The 14843-nt window shown below is 40.1% G+C and carries 16 protein-coding genes; 6 read left to right on the top strand and 10 right to left on the bottom strand.

Annotated elements, in window-relative coordinates:
* Positions 1 to 19 precede the first annotated feature (19 nt).
* Both CRO21_RS02170 and baeS read right to left on the bottom strand, forming a co-directional pair.
* The gene (locus CRO21_RS02170) at positions 20 to 706 is read right to left on the bottom strand and encodes a response regulator (RefSeq protein ID WP_097077698.1); all 687 of its coding nucleotides are present in this window, start codon (positions 704 to 706) and stop codon (positions 20 to 22) included.
* Positions 703 to 2343, bottom strand: a complete 1641-nt coding sequence (baeS, locus tag CRO21_RS02165) for a sensor histidine kinase efflux regulator BaeS (RefSeq protein ID WP_097077697.1) — start codon at positions 2341 to 2343, stop codon at positions 703 to 705. Before baeS ends, CRO21_RS02170 begins: the two co-directional genes overlap by 4 nt.
* A gap of 168 nt (positions 2344 to 2511) precedes the next feature.
* Between baeS and CRO21_RS02160 the strand changes: the two genes are divergently transcribed.
* The 4 genes from CRO21_RS02160 (at position 2512) to CRO21_RS02145 (ending at position 7663) form a co-directional block, all read left to right on the top strand.
* Positions 2512 to 2916: a hypothetical protein gene (locus tag CRO21_RS02160; protein ID WP_097077696.1), complete on the top strand. Its 405-nt coding sequence runs from the start codon at positions 2512 to 2514 to the stop codon at positions 2914 to 2916.
* 384 nt (positions 2917 to 3300) lie between these two features.
* Entirely contained in the window at positions 3301 to 5103 is a 1803-nt protein-coding gene (locus CRO21_RS02155; protein ID WP_097077695.1) for an acyl-CoA dehydrogenase C-terminal domain-containing protein, read from the top strand.
* A 139-nt stretch (positions 5104 to 5242) separates the two neighbouring features.
* A complete protein-coding gene (locus CRO21_RS02150) occupies positions 5243 to 7024 on the top strand; it encodes an acyl-CoA dehydrogenase C-terminal domain-containing protein (RefSeq protein WP_097077694.1) in 1782 nt (593 codons plus the stop codon).
* A 147-nt stretch (positions 7025 to 7171) separates the two neighbouring features.
* Complete coding sequence (locus CRO21_RS02145) at positions 7172 to 7663, top strand: phosphate-starvation-inducible protein PsiE (protein WP_097077693.1); 492 nt, start codon at positions 7172 to 7174, stop codon at positions 7661 to 7663.
* A gap of 64 nt (positions 7664 to 7727) precedes the next feature.
* On the opposite strand, the gene CRO21_RS02140 is transcribed toward CRO21_RS02145, so the two are convergent.
* On the bottom strand, positions 7728 to 8159 hold the full coding sequence (locus CRO21_RS02140; RefSeq protein ID WP_171293963.1) for an RcnB family protein: 432 nt from the start codon (positions 8157 to 8159) through the stop codon (positions 7728 to 7730).
* A gap of 338 nt (positions 8160 to 8497) precedes the next feature.
* Here CRO21_RS02140 and CRO21_RS02135 point away from each other — a divergent pair, with 338 nt between their 5' ends.
* The gene (locus CRO21_RS02135; RefSeq protein WP_097077691.1) at positions 8498 to 8944 is read left to right on the top strand and encodes a hypothetical protein; all 447 of its coding nucleotides are present in this window, start codon (positions 8498 to 8500) and stop codon (positions 8942 to 8944) included.
* Between the two features lie 25 nt (positions 8945 to 8969).
* Here the strand turns inward: CRO21_RS02135 and CRO21_RS02130 are convergent, their stop codons facing one another.
* From CRO21_RS02130 to CRO21_RS02120, 3 genes are all read right to left on the bottom strand, one after another.
* Positions 8970 to 9752, bottom strand: coding sequence for a tRNA threonylcarbamoyladenosine dehydratase (locus tag CRO21_RS02130; protein ID WP_097077690.1), 783 nt, complete (start codon positions 9750 to 9752; stop codon positions 8970 to 8972).
* A gap of 69 nt (positions 9753 to 9821) precedes the next feature.
* On the bottom strand, positions 9822 to 10271 hold the full coding sequence (locus CRO21_RS02125; protein ID WP_097077689.1) for a hypothetical protein: 450 nt from the start codon (positions 10269 to 10271) through the stop codon (positions 9822 to 9824).
* 76 nt (positions 10272 to 10347) lie between these two features.
* A complete protein-coding gene (locus CRO21_RS02120; protein WP_097077688.1) occupies positions 10348 to 10677 on the bottom strand; it encodes a winged helix-turn-helix transcriptional regulator in 330 nt (109 codons plus the stop codon).
* A 108-nt stretch (positions 10678 to 10785) separates the two neighbouring features.
* Between CRO21_RS02120 and CRO21_RS02115 the strand changes: the two genes are divergently transcribed.
* Positions 10786 to 11202 (top strand): carboxymuconolactone decarboxylase family protein, encoded by a 417-nt coding sequence (locus tag CRO21_RS02115; protein ID WP_097077687.1) that lies wholly within the window; start codon positions 10786 to 10788, stop codon positions 11200 to 11202.
* 52 nt (positions 11203 to 11254) lie between these two features.
* Here CRO21_RS02115 and CRO21_RS02110 read toward each other — a convergent pair whose 3' ends face one another.
* The 4 genes from CRO21_RS02110 to CRO21_RS02095 all read right to left on the bottom strand — a co-directional run bounded on the left by CRO21_RS02110 (position 11255) and on the right by CRO21_RS02095 (position 14821).
* Positions 11255 to 11890: an FMN-binding negative transcriptional regulator gene (locus tag CRO21_RS02110; protein ID WP_097077686.1), complete on the bottom strand. Its 636-nt coding sequence runs from the start codon at positions 11888 to 11890 to the stop codon at positions 11255 to 11257.
* A gap of 95 nt (positions 11891 to 11985) precedes the next feature.
* Positions 11986 to 12804, bottom strand: coding sequence for a TatD family hydrolase (locus tag CRO21_RS02105; RefSeq protein ID WP_097077685.1), 819 nt, complete (start codon positions 12802 to 12804; stop codon positions 11986 to 11988).
* A gap of 4 nt (positions 12805 to 12808) precedes the next feature.
* Positions 12809 to 13873, bottom strand: coding sequence for an RsiV family protein (locus CRO21_RS02100; protein WP_097077684.1), 1065 nt, complete (start codon positions 13871 to 13873; stop codon positions 12809 to 12811).
* Between the two features lie 117 nt (positions 13874 to 13990).
* Positions 13991 to 14821 (bottom strand): hypothetical protein, encoded by an 831-nt coding sequence (locus CRO21_RS02095; protein ID WP_097077683.1) that lies wholly within the window; start codon positions 14819 to 14821, stop codon positions 13991 to 13993.
* Positions 14822 to 14843: the final 22 nt, after the last annotated feature.

The raw sequence follows: 14843 nt of genomic DNA, 5'->3' as shown, positions 1-14843 counted from the left end.
AGAAATTCAGGTATTGAAATTATGCATCCGGATATTCAAAACGATAGCCGACGCCATATACTGCCTGAATCCATTCATGCCGATTACCAGTTTCCGCCGCATCGGAAATTTTACGACGCAAATTTTTGATATGACTATCAATAACCCGGTCTGCCACTTCATAGCTGTCCGGATTAATATGATCAAGTAATTGTGCACGCGAATAAACATGACCCAAATGTTCCAGAAATAACTCTAGCAGACGAAACTCTGTCGGTGTTAGATTTAAAGTCTTTTGTTTATACCAAATCCGTTGCTGGGCCTTATCAATCCGGAATAAATCATTGATTTCAGGTTCGGCTTTACGCTCCAAGCGACGTAATACTGCTTGTACTCGCGCCACCAATTCTTTGGGGCTAAAGGGCTTACAGACATAATCATCTGCGCCCATATTCAAGCCCAGTACCCGATCAATTTCTTCAGTTCGCGCAGTGACCATGATAATGGGGAGATCAGACTGCTCACGGACTTTACGGCAAATGGTCAAACCATCCATACGAGGTACCATCAAATCCAGAATCATGAGATGAGGTTTCTGCTGTAGAAATGAGTCATAGGCGGCTTGACCCTCATGAAACAGACTGACTTCAAAACCGGCTGCTTGCAGATAGTCTTTGACCAGTTCTGCCAATTCCACTTCATCTTCCACTAACATGATATGTTTCATGCATTACTCTCCTGCGGATATTCATCTTTTTGTTTAAGTCTATTGAGGCGTACTGTACAGCGCAAACCACCCAAAGGTGAATGAGAGAACTGTAAATCTCCCCCCAAGATTTGTGCAATTTTTTTGGATAAGGCCAAACCTAAACCTGTGCCACCGGTACTACGGGTACGAGAATCATCAACACGATAGAAGCGTTCACCCAGCTGCTTCAACTGTTCATCACTTACACCGAGCGGACTATCATCAATATGTACAATCCATTCCTGCTCATGTGTTTCAGTATGAATTGCGATGGCACCACCCTGCTCGGTATAGCGCACGCTATTACTGAGTAAATTGACAATCACTTGCCGAAAGCGATCAGGATCTGAAATCAGATTGACACCGTGACCTTGGATTGAAAGCTGTAATTGTTTCTGATCAAATTGCGGTTTAAAGTTTTCCACTTCATGCAGCACAATATCCCATGGATTAATTTGTGTCAGATAACATTTCAATTGTTGGGCATCTGCCTGGGCCAAATCTGCCAGATCTAGGGTAATTTTTTTCAGAGTCATGACCTGATTCATCATACGTGATAAATGTTCTGGAGTCGGTTGACGTACACCATCTTGCATGGCTTCAATCTGTGCCTGTAAGACACTTAATGGCGTTTTCAATTCATGGGAGGTATCAGCTACCCATTGTCGGCGAGATTGCTCATGTTGATCCAGTATCGCTGCCAGCTGATTAATCACCTGAGATAAATCCCCCAACTCATCATTACTTCTCACTTTAACATGATAACGGTAATTGCCATTGCTCAACTCTTGTGCAGCATTCAACAACCGATGAATTGGCTTCCTAAATGACGCCGCCAGCCACAATGCAACAATTAAGCTAACAACAATCGAAACCCCATAAATTAGCAATAAATAGCGCTGTTGATTGCTAAAAAAATTAATACTCAGCGCATCATCAACATCCAGTGCAGGTCGTAAGCCTAAATATCCCACCACTTTGCCATCCATCAATATTGGTTGAAGAGGGATTTCCAAGGATGGATCACCTGTCACCAGTTGCTTATTCTGATCATATAATGCCAAACGATTACCAAATCCCAAACGATCCGGCAATGGAATTAACCATCGTCGGTTATTATCCTTTAATTGGGGAGACGGATTTGGTCCACGCTGTAAACCCAATTGCTTTAATTGTGCTTCGCTTAATTCTGGGGGCGGTGCAAAAGCATCAAAATGCGAAGGAATAAATTGTTTTAAATCGGTATCTGGAGAAGCGGATCTGGACTGAAAAAGGGCAGGATTTTTAATAATTTCACTTTGCTGCTGTGCAATATCATACTGCCGACGCAACCAGCGCTGTGGAAAATGCGATTTATCCCGATCTTCCAATCGATCCTGAATTGTTGCAGCACTGCTTTGAATCGCTGTATTCCAATTACCATACACCTGAAAAATCTCGGCCAAATTATTATTGAGATGGTCAAGTTTCTGCATCTCAACTTGGGTCACATAGCGAGAAAAGTTCTTTTGCATGGTCCAATGTAAGACCCCGAGACTCACCGTAGTAATTAACAATGTCGTCAATAATACGGTAAGAAACAATTTCAATGCGATTGGAATACGCCAGTGCTTCAAAGATCGCCCTCTTTCTCGGTTTTGGTCTGGAATTTGCGCCTACATCATGATGTATTGTAACCAACAACGCCTAAAAACTCTCTACATTGTTTCTACATGTTTATTGCTTAATCTTTACAGCAACAAAAGCAGATTTGTATTTTATTGCATCAATTGAGGAGTCAATAAATGAATACTTGGGTAAAAGCATCGCTAATGTCTTTAACAATTTTATCTGCAATAGGATTAACCGCCTGCCAAAGCAGTGCAACCGCAACACCTGAAAAGCCCCCTAAAAACTTACAGCATCGCGCAGATGATTTGCGTAAGCCTTTTGACCGTGAAGGCAAACGTCTGCATAAATTAACTGCTGAAGAACGTGCCAAATTTGAAGAAAAAATGCAGGAACATCGTGCCCAACGTGATGCAGACCGCAAAGCATTGCAACAGGCATGTGAAGGCAAAGCTGGACAAACTATCAGTGTAAAACTGGGCGATCAAAGCGTTGAAGGTAAATGTGAAGTTCGTTTTCAACCCACCAAACCGGAACGTCTACAACCACCTGCTGCACCGAAAAATGCACCAGCAGTGTAATCACCTAAAATTGTAAATTATTAAGTATTAGAAAAGGGCAAAATGCCCTTTTCTAATACCGTAAAAAATATAAAATTTTGATATTTAAACTATTTTAAATTGGTTATTTTACTTTGTACGTTGGCAATACAACGATAAGCATATTAAAACGTAAAACAATTTTTCAAATCATATTTTCATCAAGACTTTTCTCTATTTTTCATTTACATTACTGAGAACTTGCATTTTCAAGCGCAGTTCTTTGACTTTACAGTCACGCGTAAAGCCCTATTAACGCTTGTACAAGCGCATCAGATATTGCACGATTGACACGACATTGCATGTATGCAAATTCAAATGAATTTAATTTAGGATCTGGTTTAACCAGTATTGAGGAACAAAAACATGCCACAATACAAAGCACCCTTACGTGATATGCAATTCGTTTTGCATGAATTATTAAATGCTGAAGAACATTATTCAAAATTACCCGTTTTTGCTGAGACCGTAAGTCGTGAACTGGTTGATCAATACTTAGAAACTGCTGCTGATTTCTGTGAAAATGAACTTTCACCTTTGAATCAAATTGGTGATCGTGAAGGTTGTAAATGGGATGATGGTGTCGTCACCACGCCTACAGGCTTTAAAGAAGCGTATCAAAAATATATCGAACTGGGTTTCCCGTCACTTTCTGCCGAAGAACAATACGGTGGTCAGGGCTTACCCAATTCTTTAGGTATCACTATTTCTGAAATGGTCGGTACATCTAACTGGGCGTGGGGTATGTACCCTGGACTATCACACGGTGCCGTACGTACTTTAGAACATCATGGTTCTGAACAGCAAAAAAACACCTATTTGCCAAAACTGGTATCAGGTGAATGGACAGGCACCATGTGTCTGACCGAATCTCATGCAGGTTCCGATTTAGGGATTATCCGTACCAAAGCAGAGCCGAATGAGGATGGTAGTTTTGCGATTTCCGGTGAGAAAATCTTTATTTCTGCCGGTGAACATGACATGGCAGAAAATATTATCCATATCGTGTTGGCGCGTTTACCGGGTGCACCTAAAGGCACCAAAGGGATTTCCCTGTTTATCGTACCAAAATTCAATATCACTGCTGATGGTGCGGTCGGTGAACGTAATGCTGTACGTTGTGGTTCAATTGAACACAAGATGGGGATCCACGGAAATGCAACTTGTGTGATCAACTTTGATCGTGCCAAAGGCTTCCTGATCGGACCTGAAAACCGTGGTTTAAACTGTATGTTCACCTTTATGAACACAGCACGTATTGGGACTGCGGTACAAGGTTTATCTGCTTCCGAAAGCTCATTCCAAGGCGCAGTTGCCTATGCCAAAGATCGTTTGGCAATGCGTTCACTTTCTGGTCCCAAAGCACCAGAGAAAGAAGCAGATCCAATCATCGTGCATCCAGCTGTGCGCAATATGCTGTTGACACAAAAAGCATTTGCCGAAGGTTCTCGGGCCTTGGTTTATTTTCTGGCCCAGTTCTCTGACACGGTTGAACATGGTGCAACAGAAGAAGAACGTAAATATGCCGACAATATTCTGTCTTTCCTGACACCGATTGCCAAAGCATTCTTGACCGAAGCGGGTTCTGAATCTGCCAAGCATGGTGTACAGGTATTTGGTGGTCATGGCTTTATTTCAGAGCACGGCATGGAACAGATTGTTCGTGATACCCGTATTGCTTGTTTGTACGAAGGTACAACCGAAATTCAAGCACTGGATTTATTAGGCCGTAAGGTTCTACAAACGCAAGGTGCGTTGTTAAAAGACTTCACCAAGATTATTCATAAATTCTGTGAAGCCAACAAAGACAATGCCGAACAGAAAGAGTTTGTTGAGCCACTTGCTGCACTCAATAAAGAGTGGGGCGAGTTGACCATGCAAATTGGTATGAAAGCCATGCAGAATCCTGATGAAGTCGGTGCGGCTGCGGTCGATTACTTGTACTATTCCGGTTATGTCACACTGGCATACTTCTGGGCAAGTATGGCGTTAAAAGCACAACAGAAACTGGCAGAAGGTTCAACCGAAACCGCATTCTATAATGCAAAAATCACCACTGCACGATTCTACTTTAGCAAGATTTTACCGCGTACAAAATCACATGTTGCAACCATTGCATCAGGTGTAAGTCCATTGATGGCATTGGCTGCTGACGATTTCATTATCTAATCAATCGTTCCAGCGAATTCCATAAAACGAACTTGAGGCTGATGCAATAATGTTGTATCAGCCTTTTTAACAAAAAAATTAAACACAAAGATGGCTTTGAGTCTTTTACTCAAGCATCCACCAAGAATAGGGAACCGATATGCCAGTTTATAATGCACCGCTTGCAGATATGCGCTTTATCCTCAATGATGTATTTAAAGCAGAACAGTTTTGGCAAGCCAATGAAAATCTTGCTCATCTGGATGCAGCCACAGCAGAAGCCATTCTTGAAGAAATGGCAAAATTTTCCCAGAATGTCACTTTGCCACTTAATCGTACGGGGGATGAAGAAGGCGCCAGAATTGAAAATGGCAATGTCTTTACCCCTGCCGGTTTTAAAGCAGCATTTCGTCAATATGCCGAAGGTGGCTGGATTGGACTTGGTGCAGATGAAGAATGGGGCGGCCAAGGCATGCCGAAAATGCTGACAGTACTCTCTGATGAAATGCTGTTTGCCACCAATCCTTCCTTTATGCTCTACCCGCTTTTGTCGGTCGGTGCAGGTATGGCCTTGAACAGCTATGCTTCACAAGAACAGAAAGAAACCTATTTGCCAAAAATCTATACCGGTGAATGGGCTGGAACAATGTGTCTGACCGAACCCCATGCCGGGACAGATCTGGGGATTATTAAAACCAAAGCTGAACGCAATGAAGATGGCAGCTATCGCATTACTGGTACAAAAATCTTTATCACTGGTGGCGACAATGATCTAGCCGAAAATATCATTCACCTTGTACTGGCAAAAACGCCTGATGCACCTGCCGGTTCTCGTGGTATTTCTTTATTCATCGTTCCAAAATTTCTGCTGAATGCAGATGGTACAGTGGGTGAACGCAATGCAGTCGGCCCGGGTTCGATTGAACATAAAATGGGAATCAAAGCCTCTGCTACTTGCGTCATGAATTTCGATGCAGCTACAGGTTATCTGGTCGGCAAGGAAAATGAAGGTCTGGCAGCCATGTTCGTGATGATGAATTACGAGCGTTTGTCCATGGGTATTCAAGGACTTGGTGCATCAGAATTTGCCTATCAAAATGCTGCACAATATGCGACTGACCGTATTCAGGGACGCAGTGCAACAGGTGCCAAATCTCCGCAAAAAGCGGCAGATGCTATTTTGGTTCATGGCGATGTGCGTCGTATGTTACTCAATGTACGTGCCAATAATGAAGCCTCACGTGCCTTTGCAGTCTATGTCGGTCAACAACTGGACATTACCAAGTTCTCAACCGATGCAGAAGCAGTGAAAAAAGCCAATGATCGTGTTGCCCTGCTCACCCCGATTGCCAAAGCATATTTAACCGATACCGCATTCCAGGCCACACTAGATGCCCAAATGGTGTTTGGCGGACATGGCTATATTCGTGAATGGGGTATGGAACAATGTATCCGTGATTTACGTATCGCACAAATCTATGAAGGGACCAACGGTGTGCAATCACAGGATTTAATTGGTCGTAAAACCATTAAATGTGGCGGGGCCTTTATCACCGAATATATTGCAGAAATACGTGACGAAGTGAATGCACTTAGCTCGGATCTTAACTTTATCAAAGATGCGACTTTGGATGCAGCGACTGAAGTTGAAGTGATTACCCGCTATATTCTCGAACAAGCCAAAGAAGATGCTGACTATAGCAATGGTGTGGCTGTTGATTACTTACATGCTGTCGGTTTACTCAGCTTTAGCTATATGTTTGCCAAAATTGCTGCGGCTGCCAGTGATAAAGAAGGCGAGTTCTATCAAAACAAACTTGCGCTGGCACGTTACTTTGTTGCCCGTATCTTGCCAGATCTTAAAGCCCGCCTAATCCGTATCCAAACCAACAGCGATCTGTTAATGGGTTTTGATGAAGATTACTTTACTAACCAATCTTAATCTTCCAAGATATTTCTCGATATGCATCACCAAACCTGTCCTCAAGTGGCAGGTTTTTTTATATGTCCTAAATTTGGTCATGCAACTGGCATAAAAATCGCATAAAATGAATTTATTATATTTTCAAGATATTACCTACTATCCATTATGGCGAACTTTAACTTTAAAAAAATAGAATCTCTGCTCGATAAAGTCGGACATTATCTGGTTGAAGCATTTCACTATATTATGCTGGCATTAATCGGTGCAATGATTATCTGGTCAGCCCTACATACCACACTTGATATTTTTACCGTCAAACGATTTGCCACCATAGATGATATTTTACTGCTGTTTATTTATCTTGAACTTGGGGCAATGGTCGGTATTTATTTTAAAACCAATCACATGCCGGTACGCTTTCTGATTTATGTCGCCATTACCGCCCTGACCCGTCTGCTGATTTCAAATATTCAGCATGAACATAAAGCAGATATGGGTTTACTAATTGTGACAGGTGCAATTTTACTGCTGGCTTTTGCCATTCTGATTGTACGTTTTGCTTCATGGAACTACCCATCTGTAGTAAAAAGCAAACATACTGAACGGGAATTGCCTGCTGGTAAAACACCTCGCCCTGAAGATGATGAACTGGCCTAAGATCAAATAAAAAAGATGCCCTGTTTTTCGCAGAGCATCTTTTAATAATGTTTAAATATAAATTTTATGATCCAAGAAGAATCGTTGCAATCACACCTGTCACTACAGAGACCAGTAAATAACGACCGTCCACGTCTACCCAACGATAGCCTCGAGGAGGTTGACGTAAATCATGAGCACGCCAGTTCTTGACATAATAACGATCATTTTTTAGGTAACGATCCGGCAAGCGTTCACCACGTTTAAAATGTTGTGCCTGAACATGTTGCGGACGACCTTGATTTTGATATTTAAAATCACCGCCACGTCGATCACTACTATATTGCGGTCCGCCACGATTTTGTGGCCCACCACGATAATCTTTGTTGTGCTGTACTGCTGGTTGATGACGATCACGATTTGACTTCTCACCAAAATCCCGATCATAGGCAAAACTTGAGGTTGCCACAGTGAAAGACAACAAGATACTGCTACTTAATATTGCAATCTTTTTCATCGGATGATCCTCTTTTTTTGCATACTTGCACTGTATGCCTTGATCAAGGACAAATGATGAATAAAAAACCATAAGTTGCTAAGTGTTGTTAAAACAATGAATAAAAAATGAAATTAAATAATATTATTATTTTTCAATATCTTAATTTAAATAGAAAATTCCACTTATTCTCTTACATTTCCTCCACACTGCTTAATCTTAGACGTTATAAATAAAAAAACATGCAATCTTTCATGAAATTATTTTTTGATCTATGCTTAACATCATGATCGCCCACTCGTATTTTCTTGCAAAACCCGTTACCATTTATTCAAATTGAATCAGGCAACATAATCAATATGAGTGGCATTGACTTTACTCGGCTCACCGATTTTTTTCATAAAGTTCCAAGTATTGGAAAACAGGGTTTAATCGCCCATGGCAATGATGGCGACTATGCATGGTGGATTAAATTTAAAATTGATGTTGAACATCCTCTGGCATGGCAAACTGTTCAGGAATTGGGTCATGTACTGAATTATCTCTCCACAGATGAACGCTTGCCAACACAGTTTTTCCCAGTTTCTCCACCGCCTTATATGAATGGAGAAGCTAAAGATTTTCTGGCATGGGTGATTCAATGTAACCATGCCGATTTCTCACCGGATGTGATCTGTGACTGGCTGGAAGGTCGATTGCCTAATCCGATTGAGGAGGAATCGCAATGGAAGATTAAAACCGATTTAAGCGAACTTGACAATTTAAGTGCAAAAGATCTGGATCAAATCATTCCACCGACGCATTAAGCAATATGCCTTCACAAAGAAGGCATTATTTTTTGATCGTCAGTTTCTTTAATACTTCAGCAACAGCCACCATAGCAAAACTTGACGTCACCACAACTGCCGAGCCATAACCACCACAACGTAATTTCGCACCGACATCAACTGTTTCACAAGTGGCAACATTGGAAAATGGATTATCCACTGAATAAACGCAGGCAATCCCGAATTTTTCTTTTGGTTTTTTACACATCCCTTTTGCCCTGAGTTGTGAACGCAATTTTGCCAGCATCGGATCCTGTTCTGTTTTGGATAAATCGGCGACGCGAATCTTTAATGGATCCAATTTACCACCTGCACCACCCGAGACAATCAAGGGGATTTTATTAAAACGGCAATGCAGAATAAGCGCCAGTTTGGCTTTAACATCGTCGATACAGTCCAAAATAACATCCGGACGATCCTGTAAAAGCTCGGCAACATTGTCAGGTGTTAAGAAATCATCAACCAAATTGACCTGAATATGAGGATTAATTTCCATACAGCGCTGTGCCATCACTTCAATTTTGGCATGACCAAAAGTTGAGGTTAATGCCGGCAACTGACGATTTACATTAGAGGCAACGATCACATCCATATCAATCAGTGTCAGTTTTCCCACGCCAGAACGTGCCAAAGCTTCAACTGCCCATGATCCCACGCCACCAATTCCGATCACCATAACATGGCTATTTTCAAAAGATTGGAAATGATCTTCACCATAGATTTTTGCTGCACCGGTAAAACGGCGCTCATAATCGTCTTGGCTGGCTTGCGGTTGGGAATCAGTCATTCTATCGCTACAATAAAGGGATCAACCAATTATAAATCATAAGTCAGGCCAAACTAAAACCCTAACACGTTATTTCTGCATAAAACCTATATTTTGAATCTGGAGGTGATGCATCAATTCCCGCACAAAAACAAAATAGGTGACAATGTTGATTTTATCCCGCGTAATGACGTAGTTGTAATGTGACAAATGGTCAATAAAATTATTAAAGCCATGTTCCATTTCAGTTATGCTGATATTTTGTTTGGCATTAAAGAAAATAGCACTAACCTGCATTAATAATTGATCATGTGTGATGACACTATCTTTGATCAACCTTAATTGCTTATTTGATTCTATAATATCTTCAATCTGCAAAATCAGACGTTCTATACCTGCTTCATCAATATCATCGCTATAAATGCTTTTTGCCTGAATATCTACATATCCACAAGGAATTTCTAGATTAGCACCTTGCTTGTTGTTAAACAAAAGAATGTGGGGTTGTAAGGAAAATTCAAAGATAGGTGGTGTAATCATTTTATAATCCTAATTTTTAAACCAAAATAAGAAGTCTCTTTAGATTTTAATAAAAGTAAGCTGTATAGACTTTCCATTATTCTGAGCCCAATTTCCTTGATTTCAACCATATTCCGGTTTCTTTTAACACTGCAATAAGCGGTTCTAATTTTTTTCCATCTAAGGTCAAAGAATATTCAACTTTTACAGGAACTTCTGCATACACTTTTCTTGATACAAAGCCCTCTGCTTCTAATACTCGTAATTCCAAGGTCAGCATTCTCTGAGATATATTTGGGATGGCCCGCCTTAATTCATTAAATCTCATTGGCTGGTCTAATAAGAAAGACATAATAAGCATCCGCCAACGCCCGCCCAGCATGGTCATTGCTTCCTCAACGGAACAACCAGAAATCGTATTTTTCATAAAAATCTTAAGTATAAAAAAAGTACTTAGATAACATATTAGTGCCTAATTTACAATCTATACCAAAATCCTATAATCATTTCTCTATCTTTAATTTGGAATAAAATGATGGAATATAAAGACATTGCCAAAAAAACGATTGGTCATCTTTATCTTGCCCATACCTCAATCCGTTCCTCGGGCATAGATACAAAACTTATCGCATTGGTCGAATTATATGTTTCACAAGTCAATGGATGTGCTTATTGCTGTGCTTTTCACGCACAAGAGTTACGCGAAATGGGAATTACTCAGGAACTTATTGATAAAATCCCAGGATATAAACATTCCAGCGCATTTACACCACAACAATCTATCGTTTTAGAATGGGCCGAGGCAGTTATCACTTTATCTGAAAGAATCGATACGCTCAAAACCCAGTTGCGCGATTATTTTAATGACCGAGAAATTGTAGAATTGACGGCCAGTATCTCATTAATGGGCGCATTAAATCGGTTAAGAATCACTTTAGCGGATAAAACATAATCTATCTGCTTACATTTAATCTGACCATTCTACAAGAAGGTCGGATTAAATTTCATTCGCTTTTTCTTGCTTTATCCCACTGCAACATACTTTCTGCCAAGGCAGTATGCCCATGTGCTTTTAATTCTTTCATGACATTTACAAAATCTTTTTTGTCCCGATTCTGACTCAACTTGGATTTTGCCAGAACTTGAGTAATTTTAATTTCAAAAGCAATCAGATGTTCCATCATTTCATAAAGATAATCTTTGGGTGCATCCGACAGTTTCCATGCAGCATCGCCATTGGTTTTTAACTCCTGCGCTTTGGTCAATTGCCCGAGAGCTGCCAATTTAGATTTATGATCATGATGAAAGGTGATCTTGCCATATACATGAACGACCTGATAATTCCATGTCGGTACTTTTTTATGATCTTCAAATTTACTTGGATAATAATTTGCCGAAATATATGCATCATCGCCTTTAAAAATACACAATACGTCCTGACCATCGACAAGTAAATCCACCATGTCGTTTTCTAACGCCATGTGTCCAAGCAGTATTCCATTGTCTTTGACAATTAAAGGAATATGTACAGCAATCAATCCTTGCTCAGTATTTGCAACAATACATGCCAAAGGAAAAGTCTGTATGATTCTATTGATTTCATCCGTTCTTATTTCTTTAAATTCTTTTGGAATATACATTTTTTATCCCGATCTATGCTATTGATAAGGCTGTTGCTCAAACCAATATTATATTATTTTTATGGTTAGATCAGAATTTTAAGGGAATATTGCTATTAATATTTTAAATCCAAACACTGCACACTATTCTGCCATAATTTTTCTGCCAATATTTCCTTATTGATATTTAAGGCCACACTTAGACCATCAAGTACATAAGGTAAATTCACTGGGGTATTACGTGTTCTGGCTTCACTCGAGACCTGACAGCATAAGGGCGTCATATCAGGACAATCTGTTTCCAATACCAGATCATCGACAGAAACACTTTTTACCACCTCATGTAAGCGTTTGGCATTAGGATTGGTAATCTGCCCTGTCACGCCAATTTTAAAACCCAGTTTAATAAACGCTTTGGCTTCTTCTACTCCGCCACTAAATGCATGGGCAATGCCGCCATTTTTAAATTTATGCTGTTTTAAAAGCTGTAAGGTTTCACCATGTGACTTACGGATATGTAACAGCACTGGTTTATCAAACTGCTGGGCAAAAAACAGTTGTTCTGAAAAATAATCCGCCTGCAAGGCACGGATTTCCGTCGTTTTATGCGCCTTAATAAAACTATCCATACCGATTTCACCAATGGCAACACAGGGATGCTGTTTTAAAAATTGTTCCAAATCCAGTAAATGCTGTGTGCTATGTTGTTCAATATAAAAAGGATGCAAACCTGGTGCAAGATAACTTTGCGGCACATCTTTTAAAGATTTTAAAAATTGATCCGTTGCCAGCAAATCGGCAAAACGGGATTGTAAAAAACCAATCAAGATCAAAGCTTTTACACCGACTTGATACGCTTGCTCTGCCAGTTGCTGTCGATCATGATCAAAATCTTCAACATCAAAATGGGTATGCGTATCAAATAAGCTGATCATGACATTATTTTTCCGTGGTTTTAGTCGTGTCCTGTGCGGTAGACGATTGCGCTGTCTTATCTTTGGCAGCATTTACCGCAGTATTCACGACGACAGGTAAATATTGTGATTTGAGTATCCCTTGTAATTTTTCATAAGGAATCACCAGACGAGGCAAGCCAACCGCATACGGTCCAATATCATATTCACCATATTGCAAAATTAAGCCGTTTGAACTCAAATAAAAGTTTTCTGATAAGGTGAATTTCCACAATTGTTGATAGGTTTTTGAATCCATATCGGGTTGCGTTTCTTTAATCCATTGCTCAAATGCTGCATAGGCCAAATCATTAAACGCCTTGCGCTGCCCACTCTGGATAATTTGATCCAGACTTAAGAGTGAATTAATGTCCAATTCAAAGTTAAGATATTGCTGTGCAGAACTCCCATGCGCGCCCCCAACATAATTACTGGCATTCATCACCACTGTCGTAACAGGGCCTTTCGGATTTAAGACTTGTGGTTTGACATAAAGACTTAATTGTGCAGAAGACCCCAATGATTTGACCTCATCAGCCAATCGAATAAACTTATTAATATAGCCTTGCAATTCACGATAATCCGGTTCTGGATTGACTTGCTCGGTCTTATTTGCGAGATTGCCTTGCACATTTTTTTGCTCGCTCATTTTGACGATGGGCGAAGCTGTTTCTTCGGCTTTTGTATTGCTGTTTGTATTTTTATCTGCATTGCCATTACTGTCGATATCAAATCCTTGTACCAGATCCTTGACATAATTTAACAGATATTGATCCACCGCCTGATCAATCTTTGGATAATTACTTTTGAGATGCTGAAGATCAATTTTTGGGCACAACTGACCATTACACTCCGGCAGTGTGACTGGAATATTTTCAACTCTGGCTTGTAATACAGGTGTTATTTCATTTTGTTCAGTTTCTAATGCTGTGTTTTGTTCAACTTTGGGTTCTGGTTTTTTCTCACAACCAGCCAGCGTAAATACGATTGTGGCACCAAGCATGAGTAAGCCGATCTGATGTTTTACCGAATGACTATATCTTGTTTTCATATAGATTTAACCTAAAAACTTTATAGCATGAATGCATGTGCATAGATTAGCACTGATTCATTCTTTGCTTCGTTAAAGATTGTTTTTATTCGAATTGATAAGAAATATCTTGTATCATCAAAGTAAATGAAATTGCTGTAAATAATCTGCCAACACCCATTGTCTGGTTTGTTCCGGCGTCAAATAAATCACCAAATTTTTTGTTGTCTTTGTGCTTAAATCCGTTCCCCGATAATAAATCGCAATGCCCTGATCATCAAAAAACCAGTCCTGATTGGCCCAGTATAATTTTTCTGGTTGTTTTCCCGTGAATGCTTGCTGTTGTTGTACCGACCATTGCTGCTGCCAATCCTGATAATGCTGTTGAATAACATCTGTCAGGGCAGCACGATATTTAGGAGCAATGATGTCATATAGACGAATCATCTGCTGTTTTTTGCGATCTACGACAAAGTAATAATCCTGAGCCGGAACTTTCTCCTCACCAACATCATATTCTGCATTGATCTGTAATAAAGCAATTTCACCCTGCTGCGTTGCAACCCGAGGTTTGATATACAGACTCCATGCTTTTTTAGATTGATTTTCAGTTTGTGCCTGCCATTCATCCGACAGGATTACAAATTGATCAACTGCTGCCTGCAAGCTCATTTTTTGTTTTAAGGCCAGTTTTTGCCGGATTAAATCGGCAATTTGCTGATCGGTAAATTGATTAAACCATTGATCCTGACTGTTAAAATCAAAGATCTCCACCTCTATACAATACTTTTTTTCACAAAAGGGCAAGGCATAATCAGCAATTTCAGGACTGGCAATCAAAATCGGATAGCCCTGCTGTGCTTGTTGTTGCTGCAATTTTTGCTGATCCAAATCTTTTACATCTGGTGTTTTAGAACATGCCACACAACTTAACAATACGATGAACAGTGCTAGTTTTGTCTTGCCCATTCTGTTTGCCCCTGCTCTATTA

It is taken from the genome of Acinetobacter puyangensis, assembly GCF_900096995.1.
Taxonomy (GTDB): domain Bacteria; phylum Pseudomonadota; class Gammaproteobacteria; order Pseudomonadales; family Moraxellaceae; genus Acinetobacter; species Acinetobacter puyangensis.
This window is presented reverse-complemented; position numbering and strand designations above follow the sequence as displayed.